This window comes from Paraburkholderia fynbosensis (genome assembly GCF_902859935.1).
Taxonomy (GTDB): Bacteria; Pseudomonadota; Gammaproteobacteria; order Burkholderiales; family Burkholderiaceae; genus Paraburkholderia; species Paraburkholderia fynbosensis.
Genome location: NZ_CADIKI010000011.1, coordinates 1 through 21576, shown reverse-complemented (window position 1 = coordinate 21576; position 21576 = coordinate 1). Strand labels below are relative to the sequence as shown.

Annotated in this window: 19 protein-coding genes; 8 read left to right on the top strand and 11 right to left on the bottom strand. The window is 63.6% G+C overall.

The annotated features are described in order from the left end of the window. Positions 1–29: 29 nt before the first annotated feature. From HV770_RS18995 to HV770_RS18980, 4 genes are all read right to left on the bottom strand, one after another. Complete coding sequence (locus tag HV770_RS18995) at positions 30–566, bottom strand: hemerythrin domain-containing protein (RefSeq protein ID WP_175162000.1); 537 nt, start codon at positions 564–566, stop codon at positions 30–32. A 200-nt stretch (positions 567–766) separates the two neighbouring features. Continuing rightward, complete coding sequence (locus HV770_RS18990) at positions 767–1291, bottom strand: response regulator (RefSeq protein WP_175161998.1); 525 nt, start codon at positions 1289–1291, stop codon at positions 767–769. Between the two features lie 152 nt (positions 1292–1443). Further along, positions 1444–1956, bottom strand: coding sequence for a phasin family protein (locus tag HV770_RS18985; protein WP_175161997.1), 513 nt, complete (start codon positions 1954–1956; stop codon positions 1444–1446). Between the two features lie 153 nt (positions 1957–2109). Beyond that, a complete protein-coding gene (locus HV770_RS18980) occupies positions 2110–2994 on the bottom strand; it encodes a manganese catalase family protein (RefSeq protein WP_175161995.1) in 885 nt (294 codons plus the stop codon). A 334-nt stretch (positions 2995–3328) separates the two neighbouring features. Here HV770_RS18980 and HV770_RS38740 point away from each other — a divergent pair, with 334 nt between their 5' ends. Together HV770_RS38740 and HV770_RS18970 are read left to right on the top strand one after the other, a co-directional pair. Continuing rightward, positions 3329–3688, top strand: a complete 360-nt coding sequence (locus tag HV770_RS38740) for a serine hydrolase (protein ID WP_343048300.1) — start codon at positions 3329–3331, stop codon at positions 3686–3688. Between the two features lie 659 nt (positions 3689–4347). Beyond that, the gene (locus HV770_RS18970) at positions 4348–5106 is read left to right on the top strand and encodes an SDR family NAD(P)-dependent oxidoreductase (protein WP_175161993.1); all 759 of its coding nucleotides are present in this window, start codon (positions 4348–4350) and stop codon (positions 5104–5106) included. 28 nt (positions 5107–5134) lie between these two features. Here the strand turns inward: HV770_RS18970 and HV770_RS18965 are convergent, their stop codons facing one another. Then, positions 5135–6022, bottom strand: a complete 888-nt coding sequence (locus HV770_RS18965) for a LysR substrate-binding domain-containing protein (protein WP_246291008.1) — start codon at positions 6020–6022, stop codon at positions 5135–5137. Positions 6023–6311: 289 nt separating this feature from the next. Between HV770_RS18965 and HV770_RS18960 the strand changes: the two genes are divergently transcribed. Both HV770_RS18960 and HV770_RS18955 read left to right on the top strand, forming a co-directional pair. Next, the gene (locus HV770_RS18960) at positions 6312–7589 is read left to right on the top strand and encodes a ribulose-bisphosphate carboxylase large subunit family protein (RefSeq protein WP_175161989.1); all 1278 of its coding nucleotides are present in this window, start codon (positions 6312–6314) and stop codon (positions 7587–7589) included. Between the two features lie 4 nt (positions 7590–7593). Continuing rightward, positions 7594–8994, top strand: coding sequence for a four-carbon acid sugar kinase family protein (locus HV770_RS18955; RefSeq protein WP_175161988.1), 1401 nt, complete (start codon positions 7594–7596; stop codon positions 8992–8994). 285 nt (positions 8995–9279) lie between these two features. On the opposite strand, the gene HV770_RS18950 is transcribed toward HV770_RS18955, so the two are convergent. The 4 genes from HV770_RS18950 to HV770_RS18935 all read right to left on the bottom strand — a co-directional run bounded on the left by HV770_RS18950 (position 9280) and on the right by HV770_RS18935 (position 14973). Next, complete coding sequence (locus HV770_RS18950; protein WP_425497452.1) at positions 9280–11181, bottom strand: TRAP transporter large permease; 1902 nt, start codon at positions 11179–11181, stop codon at positions 9280–9282. Continuing rightward, positions 11178–12209 carry a TRAP transporter substrate-binding protein gene (locus tag HV770_RS18945; RefSeq protein WP_175161985.1) on the bottom strand — a complete coding sequence of 344 codons (1032 nt, stop codon included), beginning with the start codon at positions 12207–12209 and terminating at the stop codon, positions 11178–11180. The genes HV770_RS18950 and HV770_RS18945 overlap by 4 nt, the downstream gene beginning before the upstream one ends. Before the next feature lie 138 nt (positions 12210–12347). Further along, a complete protein-coding gene (locus HV770_RS18940; protein ID WP_175161983.1) occupies positions 12348–13460 on the bottom strand; it encodes a zinc-binding dehydrogenase in 1113 nt (370 codons plus the stop codon). Positions 13461–13527: 67 nt separating this feature from the next. After that, on the bottom strand, positions 13528–14973 hold the full coding sequence (locus HV770_RS18935) for an aldehyde dehydrogenase family protein (RefSeq protein ID WP_175161981.1): 1446 nt from the start codon (positions 14971–14973) through the stop codon (positions 13528–13530). A 168-nt stretch (positions 14974–15141) separates the two neighbouring features. Here HV770_RS18935 and HV770_RS18930 point away from each other — a divergent pair, with 168 nt between their 5' ends. From HV770_RS18930 to HV770_RS18920, 3 genes are all read left to right on the top strand, one after another. Beyond that, positions 15142–16053, top strand: coding sequence for a LysR substrate-binding domain-containing protein (locus HV770_RS18930; RefSeq protein WP_175161979.1), 912 nt, complete (start codon positions 15142–15144; stop codon positions 16051–16053). A 165-nt stretch (positions 16054–16218) separates the two neighbouring features. Beyond that, entirely contained in the window at positions 16219–17376 is a 1158-nt protein-coding gene (locus HV770_RS18925; RefSeq protein ID WP_175161977.1) for a CaiB/BaiF CoA transferase family protein, read from the top strand. Further along, entirely contained in the window at positions 17373–18323 is a 951-nt protein-coding gene (locus HV770_RS18920) for an HpcH/HpaI aldolase/citrate lyase family protein (protein WP_175161975.1), read from the top strand. Before HV770_RS18925 ends, HV770_RS18920 begins: the two co-directional genes overlap by 4 nt. Positions 18324–18397: 74 nt before the next feature. Here HV770_RS18920 and HV770_RS18915 read toward each other — a convergent pair whose 3' ends face one another. After that, the gene (locus HV770_RS18915) at positions 18398–19180 is read right to left on the bottom strand and encodes an SDR family NAD(P)-dependent oxidoreductase (protein WP_281366224.1); all 783 of its coding nucleotides are present in this window, start codon (positions 19178–19180) and stop codon (positions 18398–18400) included. A 539-nt stretch (positions 19181–19719) separates the two neighbouring features. Beyond that, positions 19720–20943, bottom strand: coding sequence for an MFS transporter (locus tag HV770_RS18910; RefSeq protein WP_217468617.1), 1224 nt, complete (start codon positions 20941–20943; stop codon positions 19720–19722). A gap of 75 nt (positions 20944–21018) precedes the next feature. Here HV770_RS18910 and HV770_RS18905 point away from each other — a divergent pair, with 75 nt between their 5' ends. Then, entirely contained in the window at positions 21019–21390 is a 372-nt protein-coding gene (locus HV770_RS18905; protein ID WP_175161973.1) for an ArsR/SmtB family transcription factor, read from the top strand. The last annotated feature ends 186 nt before the right edge of the window (positions 21391–21576 follow it).

Sequence of the window (21576 nt, the reverse complement as noted above, 5' to 3'; positions counted from 1 at the left end):
GTGCGAGAAAGGCTGTTGCGCTGTAAAACTCAGCGCGTCGCGGTCTTGTCGCCCACCGACTTGCTGCCCGCCCTGTCGAGCTTGCTTTGCAACTCGGCCTTGCGTTTCGCGATCCTGTCGCCAAGCGCGCGCAGATCGCATTTCGACTTGCGCAGTTCCGGGAAGAGTTCTTCCTCTTCTTCCTCGACGTGATGGCCCACCATTTCGCTCATCACCTTGAAGGTTGCGTCGAAGCCCTTGTCGCCCGCCTTCATGGTCTCGAACTTCGCGATCAGGGTCTTGACCAGAAAGTGCTCCACATACGCTTCTTCGACGTCGATTTTGTCGCTGTCCGGCAACGCCTCCTGAGCGGCCGGATAAAGCAGCTCCTCTTCGAGCATCGTGTGAATCGACAGCTCTTCGCACGCGCGTTGAGCGAGTGCGGCCTTCGCTTCAAGGCCGTCGTCAGCGGCTTTCTCGAACGCCTCGAAAAGTTTTTCGACCGCGCGATGGTCTGCCTCGAGCATGGCCAACGCGTCCCCCGAACCGGATCCTGTCTCTACATTGTCCTGATTTGTCGCTTCCATGCTTGTCTCCTGGTTGATGCCGTTTGGCTCCCGGCCGGAATGCCGCAGCCGACCCGATGTCGAGCAACTCATATGCCCGGTGGCGGACGAACCAGCAATGCGCAAGGTCGCAATCGACGCTTCGTCGTGAAGAGGCGTTCGCTTCTGCCGGACACATTGGCAATGCTGATGCCCCCGCGCCGCAGCGGAGGACGCAACCCCTAATGTCGCTCGAGTGTGTCAAGCCCCAAACCCGGCGGCACAAGCTGCGCCGCGGCCGGCACCACCGGAAAGCCATAGACGGCTTCATGGCCAGCCAGCCTGAAGATCATGTTTTCGAGCTGGCTTAACTCAGCTGGCTTGCGGCAAACAGCGTCAAAGCCGACCTCCTTCATTTCGCGGACGTGATCGGCGGTATCGAACGCGGTAAAGGCTAGAAGCGGTATTTTCGCAGTCGCCTCGATCCGCCTGAGCGCCGCCGCGACGCCTATGCCGGATAAACCAGGCATGGCAACATCCAGAACAATGCAGTCAGGAATCCACGCTCTGGCTTCTCTCAACGCGTCGGAGCCGTGATAGACGGTCCGAACGCTCATCCCGCCGGCCTGCAGGTAAGCGCTGAGCGCGTCTGCCGATGGGCGGGAGTCATCGACAACGAGCACGCGAACCGGCACCGCGTCTTGAAAGCGGTCGGGGCCACCGGTCGGTTCGTCCGGGCATTGATGGTTTTCGGGTTGGGAATTCACGGGTTTCTCTCGCTGTTGGCGTTGGGCGTTGGCATAGGACCGCTACCAGCCAAGCGCAACGATCGTTCCCATGCCTGCGCCGGCCCGCTTCGTCGCAGCCGCGTAGCGAAGGCCGGGTAAAGGCCCGCCCGTTGGCGGGCGCCGATCCGATGCTAGTGCAGGTCGCTGCGCACCTCGCCCGAAGAAACGACCTTGCCCGAACTATCTACGATGACGCCCGGCTGCGCGGCGTCGACCGCCGGTTGCCCCATCACGAACAGACTCCACTTGCCGAGCCCCTCCTGAGTGGCTACCGTGCCGGGCGCAACGTCGGCCATTTCGGCGAGCGTCCTGAGCGCGCCGCCAAAGTGAGTCTGCATCGCAGTGAATAGCCCGATACCGGTCTGCGCAGCGATATCTTCCACGTGCCGCCAATAAGCAAACGTCTTTTTAACGGCAGCCGGGAATTGCCGGGACTGGAGATCGACCACTTCACTGAGCGACTGTGCAGAAAGTGCGGCGTCGGCCATCGCTTGCTGCTCGGATAATGATGTTTTTACTGTCTGTATGTTGAGCTCAACAACTTTGGTGATCCCGTCGAAAACTTCGTTGTTGCAATCGAAGGCCGCTTTCACGGCAGCGTCACGTCGACGCGAGGAAAGCTGATCGGCAATATCAAGGTGCATAGAGGCTCCGCTATAGTTGGGCGTGCACAGCGTCGTAATACGGCATCGTCCGGGCGACCCCGTCGCGCCATTCGTGCTGTGCGGGTGACTTCGAGACCATGCACCGTCGCCGGAATCGCTCTTCTGGCGACGGTCACTACTCTCTCGGTGCTTTTATTGCGCTGCTGCTGCATTCTGTCCAGCGCCCAGGTCCGCGCCGGTGACCGGGTCGGTTTCGGTCGCGGAAGCCGTGCGCGCCGCCATCGCGCCCAACACCTCGAGTTCTTTTTCCGAAACCTGAACGCTCGCGAGGCCGTCGCCGCCGTCGACTGCCGGTTGCGGCTTGTCGACGAAGTCCCATCCCGGTCCATCGTTCCACGGACCACGCGGGGCGTCCTCGCCATCGGACATGTTGTAGTAGACGTTGGTAAATTCGGGAACGCCCGGCAACTTGCCTTGCGGGAAATTCGGCTGGATCGAATGCAAGGCTTTTTCAAATGATTTCTGATGGGCAATCTCGCGGGTCATCAGAAAACCAAGGGCCTCCTTGATGCCCGGGTCATCGGTCACATTGAGCAGACGCTCGTAGACGATTTTCGCGCGCGCTTCCGCGGCGATGTTCGATCGCAAGTCCGCGGTCGGCTCGCCGATCGTGTCGATGTAAGCGGCGGTCCACGGCACACCCGCGGAGTTGGTCAACGCCGGGCCTCCGCCGTACAGGAGCGCCGTGGTGTGGGAGTCGTTGCCGCCGCCGGTGAGCGAACGGTAAAGCGCGGCTTCCTTCTCGACGCCTTCTGCAAGCTGACCTTTCGCGCCCTTGTTGAGCATCGCGACGATCGAACCGATGATTTCCAGGTGACTGAGTTCTTCGGTCGCGATGTCGAATAACATGTCGCGCCGGCCGGGGTCGTCTTCGCTTACCGCCTGTGTGAAATACCTACACGCTGCAGCCAGTTCTCCCTGCGGGCCACCGAACTGTTCAAGCAGCAGATTCGCAAGACCGGGATTGGGCGCCGCTACGCGCACCGTGTACTGAAGCCGTTTATTGTGCACAAACATCGCATTTCTCCAGAGAACGATTGTGGCTTCCACCACCGCAGTTCTTGCCGCATGAAGCGGCAGAAGACACTCCGGAAGAGGACGCCTTGGATGGAAATCGAATGTATGGGGCGATGACGAACGCGTGTGCGGAATGCCGCCGACCCTGATCTCAGAGCAACTGCTCTGGCATGATGTGCGCGCAGGAACGCAACGGGAAACACCTGCGCCTGGGACTGCGCATGCGTCATGCCCGGGACGTCAGCCGGATCGGCGTGGCGCGGGTGCGCCCCGATTTTGGCCCTGACGCACGACGACCCGGCTGTCTTGCGGGTCAACGGCCGCGTGGCCGGCTGTGGACACACATAGGCGGGAAGAAACTGTCAGGCCGGAAGAAACTGTCGCCACGAGACGCATAACGCTGGATCGATTTGGTTCGATTTTCCCCAATATTTCGAGGAATAAGAGCGTGGCGGACTCCGCGGTACGGCCGGTGATAGAGAAATACCGCATTCCCGGGATGGCAGTCGGCATCTCTGTCGCGAGACAGTCGTACGTGTTCAGCTACGGGATCGCGGCACCGCGAACCCGTCAGCCTGTCACGCGTGACACATCGTTTGAACTCGGACCGGTAAGCAAGACATTCACGGCAACGCTCGCGTCATGGGCGAAGGTCAGGGGCAACATTTCCCTATTGGACGCAACGGCCAAGTAGCTGCCATCCTGCAAGGCAGTCAGTTTGGCAGCGTAAGTCTTCTCAATCCGGACAACGCACACTACAGGCGGGCGTCCATTGCACGTACCGGATGACATTCAGGACAACGATCAGCTGATGCGCGAGTGCCAACAGGAAGATGGCGACGCGCTGGACGCGCCGCACACGGAAGCTTCAGTTCTTTGCCGGCGCTACCTTGCGACTGCGGGACCCTGAGACCGGGCGTTTAACCTCCCGCGCCGCGATCGGCGGTGGTGGGCTCGACAGCTGCCAGATGAGTCCGACCCAGACCCGAATACCCGCGACGCCCCCGGCGTACCGGCACCGGGAAAACGGGGCGGCCCACGCGCGGGCCGGAATCCATGGGAAGACGTGGAGCAGACGGGTTAAGTATGATCGCGGTGAGCACGGGACACGCACGGCGACATAGAAACGATGCTTCCGGTTGGTCAGCTTAGTGGCTTTGCCGGCAAGTAGACGAGCGGTCCCTGTGCGCCGCCCAGCGCGTCTCTTGTGACTTTTTCTCCGCGTCCGCCGAGATGTTTTCGTTTGCTGACACGGGTGCCAGCGGTTTATATTTTTGTCGAGCCGGCGCACTCGCCGCCTTTCTCCCGCCCACACGGCCGCCCGTCCATCTAACGAACACCACGATCACAACAATGACGAACGAGACACCCGTTGCAATCATCACCGGTGCAGCCAGCGGCATCGGTCAGTCCACGGCCCAACTATTGGCGAGCCGCGGCTACCGCGTTGCTATTGCTGATCTGCGGGGGCAGGCCGCGCTCGACACCGCCGAAGCAATCCGCGCGAGCGGCTTCGAAGCGATGCCCCTGACAGTCGACGTCGTCGATGAAACCAGTGTGAAGGCCACGGTCGAAGCGGTCGTCGCGAAGTGGGGGCGGCTGGACGTGCTGGTCAACAGCGCGGGAATCGAAAGCGCGAAGCCGTTCCTCGACATCACGCCGGAAGAGTTTCGCCGCGTGGTCGAGGTGAACACGACCGGCACGTGGCTGTGCTGCCAGGAAGCGATTCGCCAGATGCTGACGCAGAAAAGCGGCTCGATCGTCAATCTCAGCTCGATCGCGGGCATCAAGGGCGGTGGTCTTCTCGGCACCGCCGCGTATGCGACGTCGAAGGGCGCCGTCCTGGCGATGACCAAGTCGCTCGCGCGCGAATTCGCCGCGTCGGGCATTCGCGTGAACGCGGTCGCGCCATCCTTCACGCTGACCGATTTCGTGCGGCGCCAACTGGCGACCAAGCCGGAAGGTTTCATCGATTCGATTTACGCCGCCACGCCGATGGGCCGTGGCGCGCAGCCTGTGGAAATCGCGGAAGTGGTGGCCTTCCTGGCGTCGCCCCAGGCATCGTTCGTGACGGGCGCCGTCTATAACGCTGACGGCGGCGGGGCGATGTAAAACTCAACGCGAGGCGGCCTTCGCCGCGTCATTCTGCTGCGCCTTCGGTGCGCAGCAGTTCTTCCGTGAGCCAGCCGACGAGCGCCGCCGACTGCGGCCGCGCCTCCAGATGCGGCGCCACCCACAGCACGAGCTTGCGCGGCCCCTTCACGAAGCCAAACGGCGCGACCAACGCGCCCGAATCCAGTTCGTCGCGCACAAGGATGCGCGGCACCGCCGCTACGCCGAGACCGCATTTCGCGGCCTGGATCTGCAGATAGAAATGCTCGAAGGATTCCGCGACAGCCGGGGGATGCACGGGCGACAGGCGGCTCGCTTCATACCAGTTGTCCCATGCTGCGGGGCGTGTGGCGGTGGCGAGCAACCGTGCGCGTTCGAGATCTTGGGCAGTGTTGATGCGCGTCGTGCGCATGTATTCGGGCGAGCAGACCACGCCAATCCATTCGTCGACGAGCGGCTTCGGCTCGACATCCTTCGGCGGCTTGATGGTGGACAGCCGGATCGCCACGCTGATGTGGTCGCGTGCGAAATCGATTTCGCCATAGCCCGTATGAAAACCGATGTCCAACCGCGGCTCCTTGCGATGCAGCCTCGACAGGCGCGGCAGAAGCCAGTACATCATGATGGATGCCGAGCACGACAGCGTGAGCGGCCCGGGCCGCACTTGATCGATGCTCGCCTGAATCAGGTTGAACGCGCGGGACAGGCCTTCGGCGAGCCGCGCGCCTTCCGGTGTCGGCTCGGTGGCGTGAGCGTTGCGCAACAGTAGCAGAACGCCCAGATTGTCTTCGAGCGAGCGGATATGACGGCTGATCGCACCGTGCGTGACAGACAGTTCAGACGCCGCTTCGCCGAAGCTGCGCAGCCGCGCGGTGGCTTCGAACGCGCGCAGCGCATTAAGTGAGGGACGGGGCACGCGCAAAATTCCTCGCAGACGGAGCGCTCGCGCCAGCTTGTGTGCGCCGGCGCGGCAGGATGGCCAGGCCAGGATTTCAGGCCGGCGCGCGCTACGGCTATTGTGAGTTTTTCGCATCGCGCGCGGAAATCATATCGTTTGAAGCTTTTGAGCGTCAATCTTATAGTCGCTCGGAAACGCGCATACAGAAACGTTCCTCGCCTTTTCGTGCGCGCCAGACAAGTAGAGATATGGAGACAGACGGCGCACTCCATTCCGTTCGCGCCAGCCGCAAGGTGAAGCCATCAATATGTCCCAAAACCCTCGCTCCCGCGCGGAATTCACAGTGCGTTACTTCGCGGAAAGCTCGGCGCCGCTGGCAAAAGCCGCCGAAGTCATCGCCGGTGAACAGTCGAGCGGCACCTTTCTCGCGCTGCCCGGCGAAACCGATGAACTGAAGGAGCGCGCCCGCGCCCGCGTGGTGCGAGTCGATTCGCTGCCGCCGGTGCTGGAGCCTTCGCTGCGCAGCGCGTTCGTCGAGCGCCGCGAACCCGGTCCGCTCTATTATCGCGGTGAAATCGAAATCGCTTTTCCGGTCGACAATGTGGGCGCGAACCTGCCCCAGTTGCTCTCGACCATCGCGGGCAATCTGTTCGAGCTGGGCGAAATCACCGGCCTCAGGCTGCTCGACATCGACCTGCCCGACGACTATGCGGCGCGCTTTCCCGGCCCCGCGTTTGGCATCGAAGGCACGCGGCGCGTGACCGGCGTGCACGGCCGTCCGCTGATCGGCACGATCGTCAAGCCCAGTATCGGCCTGTTGCCGGAGCAGACCGCGCAGATCGTCGACGATCTCTGCGGCGCCGACATCGACTTCATCAAGGACGACGAACTGCTCGGCGACCCGTCCTATGCGAGCTTCGACGCGCGTCTCGCGGCCGTGATGCCGGTGCTGCATCGCCACGCCGACCGCATGGGACGCATGCCGATGTACGCGATCAACATCTCGGGCACCATCGACGAGATGCTGCGCCGTCACGATCAGGTGCTCGCCGCCGGCGGCACCTGCATCATGGTGTGCGTGAACTGGGTCGGCTTCGCGGGCGTGGAGCATATGCGCCGTCATTCGCAACTGCCGCTGCACGGCCACCGCAACGGCTGGGGCGCGTTCACGCGTTGCCCGCAGCTCGGCTTTTCGTTCGCCGCGTATCAGAAGCTGTGGCGGCTCGCCGGCGTCGATCATCTGCATGTGAACGGCGTGCGCGGCAAGTTCTGGGAGCCGGATGCATCGGTGATCGATTCGGCGCGTTCGTGCCTCGCGCCGTTTGCGGGTGTGCAGCCGCTGATGCCGGTGTTCTCGTCGGGGCAATGGGCGTCGCAGGCGCCGGATCTTTTCAACGCGCTCGGCTCGATCGATCTGATGCACCTCGCGGGCGGCGGGATCATCGGGCATCCGCAGGGCATTCCGGCGGGCGTCGCGAGCATGCGCGAAGGCTGGGAAGCGGCGACGCAAGGCATCGACCTCGATACCTACGCACAGACGCATCCCGCGCTCGGCGCCGCGATGTCCCACTTCAAGGCGATCTGACCGGATGAGCGAGACCAATCATCCGACGTTGCTACTCGCCTTCTATGGGGACGATTTCACCGGCTCCACCGACGCGCTCGAAGTGCTGGCGTTCGCGGGACTGCGCTGCGCGCTGTTCCTGAACCCGCCCACGAGCGAGCAGCTCGCCACGCTCGGCGGCTTCGACGCGATCGGCGTGGCGGGCGACAGCCGCGCGATGACGCCCGCCGAAATGGAGCCGGCGCTGACGCCCGTGTTTGCGGCGCTGCGTGCGCTCGACGCGCCCGTCATTCATTACAAGGTTTGCTCTACATTCGACAGCGCGCCGGATATCGGCAGCATCGGACGCGTGATGGAGATCGCGCGCAAAGGCTTCGGCGCGCAGGCCATTCCGATCGTCGCGGGCACGCCGGCGCTGAAACGCTATTGCACGTTCGGCAACCTGTTCGCGCGCTCCGCCACGGACGGCAAGATCTATCGCATTGATCGTCATCCGATCATGAGCGCGCATCCGGTCACGCCGATGGACGAAGGCGATCTCCTGCGCCACTTGGAGCGGCAGACGGACATGCCGCTGGCGGGTTTCTTCCTGCCGAATTTCGACGATGGCCGCGAGGCGCTCGATCGCGCGTGGCAGGTGGCGCTCGACGCCGCGCCCGCCGGTCTGCTGCTGGATACCGCGACGCGCGCGCATCTGACCGAAGTCGGGCGGCTGCTCGACGGCTATGCGAAGGCTCACGGTCCGGTGTTCGCGGTCGGCTCGTCCGGGCTCGAATACGCGCTGACGCAATGGTGGGCCGAGCAAGGCACCCTGCCCGCGATCACCCGTTCATTCGACCGCATCGAGCCGGCCACGCCGATTCTCGCGATGTCGGGCAGCGCATCGCCGTTGTCGGCGGCGCAAATCGACGCGGCGATCGCGGCAGGTTTCGCGGACATTGCAATCGACGCCCGCTCGCTGATCGACGACCGCGAGGGCCCGCGCGCATTCGACGATATCGTGAATCGCGCGCTCGACGCGTTGCGCGAGCGCCGCAGCGTCGTCATGCACACGGCGCGCGGGCCGCGCGATCCACGCATCGGCGAGATGCTCGACGCACTCGTGGCGCAAGGCATGACCCGCGACGAGGCGCGTCACCGCGGCGGCCGCACGCTCGGGCAGCGGCTCGGCGCGATCGCGGAAGCCGTGCTGAAGGCCGAGCCGCTGCGCCGTCTGATCCTGTCGGGCGGCGATACGTCAAGCCAGGTCACGAAGGTGCTCGGGCCGGATGCGCTCGAAATCGACACGCGCCTCGCACCGGGTGCGCCGCTGTGTCGCGTGATCTCCGAAAAGCCGCATCTGCGTGAACTTCAGGTTGCATTGAAGGGCGGCCAGATGGGCGATGCGGACTTCTTTGTCAGTGCGCAGGACGGGAATGTCACGTGATGCGCGCTGAGTGACACACACGCTCGAGGGATACGATGTCGGGGAGACCTCGCCGCTTTTTGTGTGCCTGTCGGTCGTGATTTCCTTGCCGCTGGGGGCAGCGGTGTGCATTTGTTCGCGATGAATCCGTCTCGCGACCCGTCGATCCCGGCGACTGCGACTGGCGGTGAAGCTCCGGCACGCACTCGCGCGAACCCGTGCAAGCAAGAAAAAGCGACGATGCCTCAAGCATCGTCGTTGCAAATCTACCGCATATCTTGAACTCGAACCGTCGGACCTTTACCCTCAGGACTTCAGGAATCCGATGGAAATCCACGGCACCGCCGCAATGATGATGATGCCGACGAACAACGCGATCATATAGCCGATGATCGGCCGAATGCCTTCGTCCGGATGGATCTTGCTGACCGCGCACGCGCCGTAATAGCCGACGCCGAACGGCGGCGAGAACAGGCCGAGACCCATCGACAGAATCACAACCATCGCGTACTGCACTTCGTGGATGCCCACGTCGCGCGCGATCGGAAACAGGAGCGGCCCGAACAGCACGATAGCCGGAATGCCTTCCAGCACGCTGCCGAGTAGCACGAACATCACCACCGACACGGCCATGAAGCTCACCGCACCGCCCGGCAGACGTTCCATGAACGACGCCAGATTATGCGAGAAGCCCGACTGCGTGAGCGCCCAGGCCATCGCCGTCGCCGTGCCGATGATGATCAGAATCGCGCCCGACAGTGCCGCCGTCTCGACCAGCATCGGCGATATCCGCTTCCAGTCGAACCTGCGATAGATCAACAAGCCCGCGAATAGCGAATAGACGATGCCGACCGTCGACACTTCCGTCGCCGTCGCTACGCCCTCGACCACCGCGAACCGGATCACCACCGGCAACGCCAGCGCCGGAATCGAGATCACCAGCAGCTTCGCGATTTCCGGACCCGGCGCACGTTTGGCCGACACCGGGTCGGTGCCCCGCGCGCGCCACCACACCAGCACGCACAGGGCGAGCGCGAGCACGAGGCCCGGCAGCAGACCGCCCGTGAAAAGCGCCGAGATCGACACGCCGGTCACGGAGCCGATCGTGATCAGCACGATGGAAGGCGGCACGGTTTCCGTCTGCGCGCCCGTCGCCGACAGCAGCGCGACGAGTTCGCCCGGCTTCTCGCCGCGCTTCTTCATCTCGGGAAACAGGATCGGCGCGACGGCGGCCATGTCGGCGGCCTTCGAGCCGGAAATGCCCGAGATCAGATACATCGCGCCGACCAGCACGTACGACAGACCGCCGCGTACGTGGCCGAGCAGCGACGCGAGGAAGTTGATCATCGCGCGCGCCATGCCGGACATTTCGATCAGCAGGCCGAGGAAGATAAACATCGGCACGGCGAGTAGCAAAAGCTGCGACATGCCCTCGTCCATCCGGCTCACGACGATTTCCAGTGGCATCGAAGTGGACAGCGACAGATACGAAAACACCGCCAGCCCGAACGAGAACGCGATCGGCATGCCGGACAGCACGGTGAATCCAACCACGCCGACGAAAAAGATCAGCAGGTTGATGTTGCCGAGCGATTGCAATACCGGACCGACCGTGTGCAGGCCCGCGACGACTGCGGCGACCGCCGCGATGCCGATGATCGCCTGCTTCCAGCCGAGCGCCAGCAGCTTGACGACCGACATCAGCAGCATGACCGACACGCCGTAGACGATCGCCGCGACCCGCAGCGCATCGTTGATTTCCAGCGCCGGCGTGACGATCCCCCATTGCTGGTTGAAGTATGCATAAGCCGGCGCCGCGATCAGCCCGAGGAACAGCAGGCTCGCGACCAGCGAGACGGTGTCCCAGATCGCCCCCCACTCCTTGCCCGCACGATTGACGATCGCCGTCATGCGCATGTGCGTGCCGCGATGCAGCGCCGTCGCGGCGCCCGTCATCGCGAGCCATAGGAACAGGATGCTCGCCAGTTCGTCGCCCCACACCAGCGGGCGGTGAAACGCGTAGCGGGCCACGACGCCGCTGAAGAGCAGCACAATCTCCGCCAGCACGAGCAGAGCCGCGGGCACGGACACGATCAGCCCGAGCGCGCGGTCGGCGAGCGCAAGGCCCGACGGCATGGAAGAGGCAGCTGTCACGGCGCGGCCATCGTGCGGCGCTTGCGAGAAGTCCTCGGCGATGTGCGTTCTCATGCTAATTTACCGGTGACCTTCTCGAGCAGCGCCCATTCCTCGTCGCCGAAGAACTGCTTCTGTTCGGTGTAGAAGCCTCCTTTCTGCAGTACTTCGCGGAAGCTGTTCATGTCGGGCGCGTTGAACTGCAGGCCCTTGCTTTCCAGCGCCTGCTGCAGCGACGCATTGAGCTTCGCCACGTCCTGGCGTTGCAGCATCGCGTGGGCGTTGAGGTGCTTCGAGGTGATGTCGCGAATGTTCGCCGGCAGCTTTTCCCACGCCGCGCGATTACCGAGAAACCAGAAGCCGTCCCACATGTGGCTGGTCATCGAGCAGTATTTCTGCACTTCGTAGAGCTTGGCCGCGTCGACCACCGCGAGCGCGTTTTCCTGACCTTCGACGACCTTGGTCTGCAGCGACGAATACACTTCGTTGAAGCTGATGGAAGCCGGCGCGGCCGACAGCGCACGGAACAGCGCGATCCACAGGCGACCTGGCGGGACGCGAACCTTCATGCCCTGAAGGTCGCCCGGCGTCTTGATCGGCCTGGAGCTGTTCGTGATCTGGCGAAAGCCGTTGTCCCACACCTTGTCCTGCACCACGAGACCGCCCTTGGTGATGAGGCCTCGCAGATGCGCGCCCAATTCACCGTCGAGCGCGCTGAACACCTGGTTGTAGTCCTTGAACGCGAAGCCCACGCCGGTGATCGCCGTCTTGGGAACGAGCGACGAAAGCGCATTCGCGCCCGACAGCGTGAAGAACTCCAGCGCACCGGCGCGCAGTTGCGCGAACATGTCGGGGTCGCCGCCGAGCTGGTTGTTCGCGAACACGCGAATTTCCATGCGCCCGTCGGTCTCCTTATTGATGGCATCGGCGGCTTGCTGAATACGCACGTTCAGGGGATGCGACGCCGGCAGGTCGGTGCCGACCTTGTAGCTGAATTCCGCCGCCTGCGCGCGTCGGACCCACGGCGCGCCCATCATGCCGGAGGCGGCAACCGCCACCGTCCCTACGCCAGTCACGAGAAAGCTTCGACGATCGATTTTCATGCCTTGTCTCCTGATTGTTAGATCTGCCATGCATCGTTCCGGCGAAAGGTACGCCGAGAAAGGGCTGTATTTTTTTAAGGCCGTCGGAGCGAGCCGGCGGACGTGCAACATTACTGCTGGGGGAAACTGGCGTGCTCCTCAATCGATCGTGATGACCGGCTTAACTTCCTCGAAGTTCTTCATGCGCTGCATCGCGATGTTGATCTGATCGAGTGTGTAGCGGCCCGTGATCATCTCGTGGAACGGGAAGTCGTGTTGATGCTTCTCGATGAACTGAAGCGCGAGCGAGTAGCTGCGCGCATCGCCCGAGAACGAGCCGAACACCTGCAGGTTCTTCTTGACGATCATCGAAGGCGCCATCGTGGTCGTGGCTTCGCCCAGTTGGCCGACCACGAGATACCGGCCGCCCTTGCGCGCGAGCGCGAGACCTTCCGCGAAGGCCGCCGGCACGCCGGTGAATTCCATCACGATGTCCGCGCCACGGCCCTCGGTCTGGGCGAGCACCGCGTCCAGACGCTCCTGCGCGGTCGTGCCCTCGACCGGAATGCAGACGTCCGCGCCGAAACGCTCGGCCATCGTCAGACGCGCCGACGGCGAGCCGATCACGATGATCTTCTTCGCCCCGCGCACGCGCGCGTTCGCGGTCGCGAGCAGGCCGAGCGGACCCGCGCCCTGAATCACCACGGTTTCGGTCGGCTCGATTTCGCCGATCTGCGAGAACGCGTTCATCACCGAGCGCAGTGCGCAACTGGAGAGGCTCGCCAGTTCGTTCGGCACCGAATCCGGCACACGCAGACGGCCTGCCTGCGGCAGGATGTAGCCGTATTGCGAAAAACCGCCGAGCAGATACGGCGCTTCCTCAATGTTCTCGTACATGTACGCACGGCGGTTCGTGCAGAGCGTGGGCTTGCGCGCAGTCGTGCAGAAGAAGCAGCCGCCACACGACGTGTGCGTGTACACGACGCGGTCGCCCACCTTGAGCGGCGTGCCGACGGAATCGGCCGTGACGCCCGCGCCCGCGCGCACCACGCGACCGACCATCTCATGACCGATGATCACCGGCAGATTCACTTTCAGCGACAGCGAGCCTTGCCACAGATGAATGTCCGTGCCGCAAATCGACGACATCTCGAGCTTGACGAGCGCGGCGGAAGGCTCGACCTCGCGCGGAATCGGCACCTCCTCGATGCTGAGCGGCGCCTTGAATTCACGCAGCACGGCTGCGCGGGAAAACTCGGGAACGGCGTTCATGCGATGTTGTCTCCTGAAGCCTGTAATAGATAGCGCGAGGCCCGCGTGCGACGCGGGCCCTGTTCTTTTAGCCGTGCTTCAACACGACGGTCTTCGCGACGGTGTATTCCTTCAGCGCCTCGAGACCCTTCTCGCGGCCGTGACCGCTACGCTTCACGCCGCCAAATGGCAGTTCGATACCGCCGCCCGCGCCGTAGTTATTGATGAACACCTGGCCTACGCGCAGCTTCTTGGCGACGCGCATCTGACGCGCGCCGTTCTCCGTCCACAGACCGGCGACGAGACCGTATGCGGTGCCGTTGGCGATCGCAATGGCTTCGGCTTCGTCTTCGAACGGGATGGCGGCGAGCACCGGGCCGAACACTTCATCCTGTGCCAGTTCGTGCTTGACCGGCACCGGTCCGAACAGCGTCGGCGTGATGAAGTAACCGGTCGCGACTGCGCTCTTGTCGAGCGTGCCCTGCGCGATCACGTTGATGCCGTCGCTGGTCGCGCGCTCGATGAAGCCCTTCACCTTGACCTGCTGTGCGCGGTTGATGACGGGGCCGCACTGGAGGTCTGCCGCAGGTGCGCCCACGCGCACCTCGGTCATCTTCTCCCGGAGCACGGCGACGAAGCGGTCATAGATCGAGCGCTGGATCAGCACGCGGCTGCCCGCCGAGCACGTCTGCCCCGCGTTCTGCGTGATGACGCTGACTATGGTCTTCGCAGCCGCTTCGAAATCGGCGTCCTCGAACACGATCTGCGGCGACTTGCCGCCGAGTTCCAGCACGCACGGCACATGATTCTTCGCGGCCTCTGTTTGGATCAGCGTGCCGACTTCGGGCGACCCGGTGAACGACAGAAAATCGACATCCGTGTGCTGCGACAGCGCCGCCCCCGCTTCCTCGCCCAGACCGGTGACGAGGTTGATGACCCCGGGCGGCAAGCCCGCTTGGTGCGCGAGCGCGGTGAGGCGCGCGCAGCTCATGCTGGCGTCCTCGGCGGGCTTCAGCACGACGGTGTTGCCGGTTGCAAGCGCCGGACCGATGGTGCGGCCGAACATCGACGCCGGGTAGTTCCAGGGGATGATGAGGCCACAAACGCCGCGCGCTTCGCGCTGCACGGTCACCTGATAGCCGTCGAGGAACGGCAGCACGTCGCCGAGCACCTTGTCGGCGGCGCCGGCATAGAACTCGAAATAGCGCGCGGTAGCCTTGATGTCCGTGCGTGCCTGCGAGATCGGCTTGCCGGTGTCGCGTGCTTCGAGTTGCGCGAGTTCCTCGGTGTTGTCGAGGATCAGCGCGGACAGCTTGCTCATGATGCGGCCGCGCTCGAAACCAGCCATGGTGGTCCACGGGCCGCTCAGCGCGGCGCGCGCGGCGGCAACCGCACGGTCGATTTCGGCCTTGCCGCCCCGCGAGATCGCGGCGAATATTTCACCGTCGATCGGCGAGCGCACTTCCAGCGATGCCCGCGATTGCGCGCCGCTCCACTCTCCGGCGATGAAAATGGTTTTAGGCTCCGTAGGCACATCTGTCTCCTGTCCGATCTAGCGGTTAATGGTCAATGCTGCTTAGGTGAAAAAAAGTATATGGACATCACCAGTGCCGCTACAAATACGAATTGGCAATATTGGGTATAATCCCGGCCTATAGCCGGCGGTGCTGCTCAGGGCCGCATAAAAGAGGAGACGAAACACATGGACATCCGCCAGATGCGGTACTTCGTGGCCTGCGTCGATGCGGGCAGCCTTTCCAAAGCGGCGCTCGTGCTGTCCATCTCGCAGCCTTCGCTGTCGCAACAGATAGCCGAAATGGAAGGCGATCTGGGCGTGCCGCTCCTCGTGCGCAGTTACTCCGGCGTCGCGCCGACCGAGGCCGGTACCACCTTCTACCGGCACGCGCAATCCATCATCAAGCAGTTCGCACAGATGCACGGGGACGTCAAACGTGGCGAGCACGCGCTCTCCGGCCAAGTCGCGGTCGGCCTGCCGACGAGCGTTTCCTCGGTACTCGCGGTGCCCTTGTTCGAACGCATGCGCGCGCGTTATCCCGGCGTCCAGTTGCAGATTTTCGAGAGCATGAGCGGCTATCTCAACGAACTGCTCGCCAACGGACGGCTCGACATCGCCGTGCTGTTCCGCGAAACCGAAACGCGTGGTGTGACCGTCATTCCGCTCTTCAACGAACGTCTCGCGGTGTACGGCGCAGCGTGGGTCGGCAATCCACGCGGCAAGACCCTGCCCCTGGAGATGCTTTCCGACGTGCCAATGGTACTGCCCGGCAGATCGCACGGCCTGCGCCTGCTGGTCGAGCGCGCGTTCGAAAGCGCGGGACTGAGCCTCAACGTCGTCGCGGATATCGACTCGCTGCCGACCATGCTCGAACTCGCGCGCCGCGGCGAAGCGGCCACGATCCTCTCCGGCTTTCTCGGTGGCAACAAGTCGAAGGACACGCCGGCGCGCTACATCGTCGGCCCAACGCTGGAACGCTCGGTCGCGCTGTGCCGTCTCAACGCCGTGCCACAGACCGCCGCTTCGCGCGCGGTGCAGGATTGCATGCTTGCACTCGTAGCCGAGATGGCGCCGACGCTCGGCTCGTCGTCGGCGTGAGGCGCCGTCAATCGCGTAAGCGAGGCTTTGACGCAGGTCATATTGGTCACGCCTATATCCCATAGTTCCAAACAGTATTTCCTCCTGAGGCGCGGTCGGCGCTACGATTTTCGCGAGACGGCTCCACGTGCCGTCATCGCGATCCGCACAATCAGGAGACAAAGCATGTCGCTTCCGCTTTCGGGCATCACCGTCGTATCGCTCGAACAGGCCATCGCCGCGCCGCTTGCGTCCCGCCATCTGGCCGACTGGGGGGCGCGCATCATCAAGATCGAACGTCCCGGCAATGGCGATTTCTGCCGCGACTACGACACCGTCATGAACGGCATGTCGAGCCAGTTCGTCTGGACCAACCGTTCGAAGGAAAGCGTCGCGCTCGACATCAAAAGCCCCGAAGGCGCGCAAGCGCTCTTCGCGCTGCTCGAAACCGCCGACGTATTCCTGCAGAACCTCGCGCCCGGCGCGGCCGCCAGGCTCGGCCTCGATGCCAAGGCACTCGTGGAGCGTTTCCCGCGCCTGATCGCCGTGGATATTTCCGGCTACGGCAGCGGCGGTCCGTACAGCAAGAAGAAAGCTTACGACCTGCTCGTGCAGTGCGAATCGGGCTTTCTCGACATTAACGGCAGCGAGGCGGAGCCGGCCAAGTGCGGCCTCGCGATCGCCGACATCGCCACCGGCATGTATGCGCTCAACGGCATCCTCATGGCGCTGTACAGTCGCGAGCGCACCGGCCGCGGCACCGCGTTGGAGGTCTCGCTCTTCGATTCGATGACCGAATGGATGAGCTACCCCGTCTACTATGTGAGCGGCAGCGGCAAGCCGCTCAAGCGCAACGGCATGCGCCACGCGACCATCGCACCGTACGGGCCGTTCTGCACCGGGGACGGCCGCAGTATCTTCTTCGGCATCCAGAACGAGCGCGAATGGGTGTCGTTCTGCAATGTCGTGCTCGGCGACGCGAGTATCGCCGCCGATCCGCGGTTCGACAGCAATCCGCAGCGTCTCGCGCATCGCGACGCGCTCGAAGCGCTCATCGAAGCGCGCTTCGCCGACTGGACCAGCGACGACGTGCTCGCGCGCCTCGACAGCGCCGCTATCGCCAACGCGCGCATGAATTCGGTCGAAGAATTCGTCGATCATCCGCAAGTCCATGCGCGCAAGCGCACACGCGCAGTCGATTCGCCGACCGGTCCGCTGACCATGTTCGTACCGGCCATCACGATTGAGGGCGTCGAGCCTGTCATGAAGCCGATTCCCGCCGTCGGCGAGCACACGCAGCGCGTGCTCGATGAACTGAGCCTGAGAAAGCGGAGCGCCGCATGAGCCAGGCCGACGACTATCGCCTCTCGCGCACCGTGCTCGCGGTGCCGGCCAACCGCCGGCGCCACGTCGAATCGGCGGCGCGCTCCACTGCGGACGCTGTGTTCCTCGATCTCGAGGACGCCGTGCCCGAATCCGAAAAAGCCGGCGCGCTGCAAGGCGCGGTCAGCGCGCTGCAAGAACTGGACTGGGGCAGCAAGACCGTCCTGGTGCGCGTGAATGCTCACGGCAGCCGCACCTTGGAGCACGAGATCCGCACGCTCAGTCCGCTCCCGCGGCTCAATTCGCTGATCGTGCCGAAGGCCGAGCGTCCCGCGCATATCGAAGACATCACGCGCATGATCGGCGCGGCGGAAGGCAACGCACGCCGCGCGCCGCTGACGGTGGATCTGCTGATCGAAACCGCGCTCGGCCTCGTCATGGTCGACAGCCTCGCGCAGAGCAGCGCGCGCATCGCGGCGCTGCATCTGGGCGTCGGCGATTTCGCTGGCTCGATCGGCGCTCGCAGCGCGGAAATCGGCGGCTCGCCGGACGCCTATCGGCAAACCGTGGCCGGCGCCGCAGGCCGTTACTTCGAAACGCCGCTCGATCTGTTCGCCTATCCGATGATGCGCGTGCTGGTCGCGGCGCGTGCTTTCGGTCTGCGCGCGATCGACGGACCGTGTGGCGCATACCGCGATGCGACGCTCACGCGCGCGTGGGCGGAAAAGGCGGCGGCTCTCGGTTTCGACGGTAAGCAAGTGATTCACCCTTCGCAGATCGAAGTAACACGCGATGCGTTCACGCCCTCGGCGGAAGACCTCGCTTTCGCGACCCGCGTCGTCGAAGCAATGCGGCAGGCGGAAAACGAAGGACGCGGCGCCGTGGCCGTCGATGGAAAGATGATCGACTACGCGAATCTGCGCATGGCCCAGCGCATTCTGATGCTTGGCGCGGCAGGCCGTCACTGAGCAGCACGCCGTTCGGAATCTCCGGGTTCCGGACGGCGCTTTCATGGCGTCGCCGCGTGTGTGATGCCTGTGCGTCAGACTGCGCCCGCGCCCCAGGACAGGAAACCGCCATCGACCGGCAGCACTACGCCGTTGGTGTAGGCGGCTTCGTCGGAGGCGAGATAGCAGATCGCGGCGGCGATTTCGGAGGTCGTGCCATAGCGCTTCATCGGAATGGCGCGCGAGTATTCCTCGCGGAACTGGTCGCTGTGCAAGGCCCTGGTCATCGGCGTATCGACGGGACCCGGCGCGACCGCGTTGGCGGTTATGCCGTAATCGCACAGTTCGACGGCCATCTGATGAGTCAGTGCGATCACCGCGCCTTTGGACGTGCCATATGCCGTTCTGCCGCGGCCGACTGCGCGCATGCCCGCCACCGACGCGATATTGACGATGCGTCCCCAGCGCCGCTCTATCATCATGCGCGCGGCGTGTTGCGCGCACAGCAGCGTGCCGGTGACGTTGACGTTCATCGTGGTGAGATACGTATCGAGCGGATAGTCGATGAACGGCACCAGCTTGGCGATGCCCGCGCCGTTGACGAGCACGTCGCAACGGCCGTGCTCCCTGGCGATCGACGCGAACGCGGCCGCGATCGAGTCCGGCTTGCCCACGTCCATCTGCACGGCGGACACCGACAGTCGCTGCGCGGACAAACGCGCGGCCGTGTCGTCGGCGTTTTCCTTGTTGAGGTCGGCAAGCACGACGTGATAACCGCGTTTGCCCAGTTGCTCCGCCGTTTCTGCGCCAATGCCCATTGCGCCGCCTGTCACGACTGCGACCCGGGCGGCCGCGCCACCTTCGATCGTCTTCTCCACGTTGTCTCCAGATTGTTTTAGGTGAAAACCGGGTTCGCCGGATTTGCCGCCAGTGCCGGCAACTATGATTCACGGCTCTGGCGCGATCCCATTATCGGAGATGCATTGGGGGAGGCTCAATGGATATTAATGCAGCTTATTGTGAGTAAAGATCACCGCAGGAACGTGCGATAGGCGCGCGGCGATATGCCGTTGCACGCCCGCCAACTGCGCCTGATGTGCGGATTGGCCAGTGCGTGCGCTCTTTGGTCGCGCAGACCGGAGGAAATAATATCCATCCCGCTTTTCCAAGGTTCAGCAGATCCAGCCCCGTGCTGTTTCCCACAGCATGCCCACGTCGATCTGGTAACACGTCGCGACCCGACCTAGCCAACTGCCAAATGCCGCTTCGAAAACGGCCTTGGAGCGACAGGCCATGGCTTCACAAATTGAGGCATGTTCGCGGGCGACACGCTCGAGATGTGAGATACCGATAAATTCGTCACCGTTTCGGATGGAAAGCTCCGCTGCGTCGTTCAGGATTGTCGAAATGGCGCCGGTCAGCCCACCGCGTCGCGCGATGACAGATAGCGGAATACCGCGACACCGGACACCAGTGCAATGCCTGCCAGCACGGCCGAAAACAGCGTGGTGCCCGTCGGCAGGCCCAGGAAATCGATCGCATAACCGGTCAACACGGGCAGCAGTCCGGCTGGCAGATAACCGCCGATATTCATCACGGCGTTGGCCTCGGCCCGGTGTGTATCCGGCACGTGCAGACCGATAAGCGTCAAGCCGCCCAACTGACCCAGGCCCTGGCCGACACCCGCGAGCAAGGCGGCCGCCACGAGGACCGGCGCCGACGACGAATGCACTGCGAAGCACAGCGCGCCCATCGAGAGCACCGTCGCCGTCGTGCCCGTCGCAAATGTCGCCCGCACTGTCCAGCTGCGCACGGCGAACTGCACGCCCGTGGCCGCGGCGAACATCGCGCAGGCCATTCCGCCCGCGATCAGCGGACTGTGAACTTCGAGCGGACGCGAGAGCAACGACGGTCCCAACGCCAACACGAACGAGGTGGCGGTAATGCCGGGTCCGAATACACCAATGCCGCACGCGACGTGTAGCCGGTTGTGCGCCGGAACAGACGGCAGATGCAGACGCACGCCGGGGCCTCCCGCTTCTGCGGGGCGCTTCAACGGCAGTCGCGCCGCAATGACGAACGCGCTCAACAGGATCACGAATTCGACGCCAAATACATACGGCACCGGATGCGTGAGCGCGCGTGCAACAGCGCCGGCCAGAAGCGGTCCCAGACCCGCACCGAGCACCATCGCCGTCGAGGCGAGTAATGCGGCTTGCCGGCGTCGTTGCGCGCCACCAAGGTCGCCGATCGACGCCATGCCTGCCGACACGATGACGCCCACTGCGATCCCGGTCAGCAACCTGCCGGCAGCAAGCATCGCAACGGATGACGCGCTCGCGAACAGCGCACATGCGACCAGCGCCGAGAGGAGACCCGGCAGGAGCACGGGCTTGCGGCCGTATCGATCGGACAACTGGCCGGCAAGCAGAAGAGTGCCGAGTAAGCCGGCGATATATAACGCAAAGATAACTGTCAGGGTTCCTGATGAAAAACCAAGCGCCCGTTGCCAGAACACATAGAGGGGGGTTGGCGAATTGGACAGCATGAACACAGCGGTGACCGTCCATCCGGCACGCCACATGTCGGGGATGATGCGTGAAACAGCACGGTCGGTAGACACTGCAAAGGTATCGGCCACAACGGTTCTCCTATACGAGTTTTTTCGAACTATAGCTCAGTTCGAAAAAACTCGTACAGGTGGTATAGTTGAGCCATGAAACACTTGAAACTTCGCGATGCAAGCATCGCGGCGCCCGCTGACCTGCCCAACCCGTTGCCGGAACCGGCGATGGCCGACTTGCGCCTCGAGACAATCCTGGGCGCGTTGGCTGATCCGCTACGTTTGACTATCGTTCGCAAGTTGGTGCTGGAATCAGTGGCTTACGACCATCCGTGCGGCTGGTTCGGCTTTGATCGTCCGAAATCGTCACTGACTCATCACTTCAAGGCGTTGCGCGAAGCAGGCGTTATTCGCCAGCGGCAATATGGACTTGAGCGGCGCAGCCGGGTACGCATGGAGGATCTGGAGGCACGGTTTCCAGGGCTGCTGCATTTGGTCACGTCGTGGGAGCCTGCGGACAAATGAGGCGCTGCCAATCAGGAATGCCGCTTGCCGATAACTCGACCAGGGATTGATGCGGCGGACGTCCTCTACCTTGAAGATTGTGTTGAAAAAGTCTGTCGACGCGCGGATTGTTCGGTATCCTGGAAGACATCGATCGACGGGAGTGATTCGTCATGATGGGTCAACTGGGCAGCGGACAAGACAAAC

What these genes read in the sequence shown, in the direction of transcription:
- HV770_RS18945 (WP_175161985.1), bottom strand. Translation starts at nt 12,209, where the DNA reads ATGAAAATCGATCGTCGAAGCTTTCTCGTGACTGGCGTAGGGACGGTG.
- HV770_RS18920 (WP_175161975.1), top strand. Translation starts at nt 17,373, where the DNA reads ATGAGCCAGGCCGACGACTATCGCCTCTCGCGCACCGTGCTCGCGGTG.
- HV770_RS18955 (WP_175161988.1), top strand. Translation starts at nt 7,594, where the DNA reads ATGAGCGAGACCAATCATCCGACGTTGCTACTCGCCTTCTATGGGGAC.
- HV770_RS18995 (WP_175162000.1), bottom strand. Translation starts at nt 566, where the DNA reads ATGGAAGCGACAAATCAGGACAATGTAGAGACAGGATCCGGTTCGGGG.
- HV770_RS18960 (WP_175161989.1), top strand. Translation starts at nt 6,312, where the DNA reads ATGTCCCAAAACCCTCGCTCCCGCGCGGAATTCACAGTGCGTTACTTC.
- HV770_RS18905 (WP_175161973.1), top strand. Translation starts at nt 21,019, where the DNA reads ATGAAACACTTGAAACTTCGCGATGCAAGCATCGCGGCGCCCGCTGAC.
- HV770_RS18985 (WP_175161997.1), bottom strand. Translation starts at nt 1,956, where the DNA reads ATGCACCTTGATATTGCCGATCAGCTTTCCTCGCGTCGACGTGACGCT.
- HV770_RS18950 (WP_425497452.1), bottom strand. Translation starts at nt 11,181, where the DNA reads ATGAGAACGCACATCGCCGAGGACTTCTCGCAAGCGCCGCACGATGGC.
- HV770_RS18925 (WP_175161977.1), top strand. Translation starts at nt 16,219, where the DNA reads ATGTCGCTTCCGCTTTCGGGCATCACCGTCGTATCGCTCGAACAGGCC.
- HV770_RS18970 (WP_175161993.1), top strand. Translation starts at nt 4,348, where the DNA reads ATGACGAACGAGACACCCGTTGCAATCATCACCGGTGCAGCCAGCGGC.
- HV770_RS18930 (WP_175161979.1), top strand. Translation starts at nt 15,142, where the DNA reads ATGGACATCCGCCAGATGCGGTACTTCGTGGCCTGCGTCGATGCGGGC.
- HV770_RS18940 (WP_175161983.1), bottom strand. Translation starts at nt 13,460, where the DNA reads ATGAACGCCGTTCCCGAGTTTTCCCGCGCAGCCGTGCTGCGTGAATTC.
- HV770_RS18980 (WP_175161995.1), bottom strand. Translation starts at nt 2,994, where the DNA reads ATGTTTGTGCACAATAAACGGCTTCAGTACACGGTGCGCGTAGCGGCG.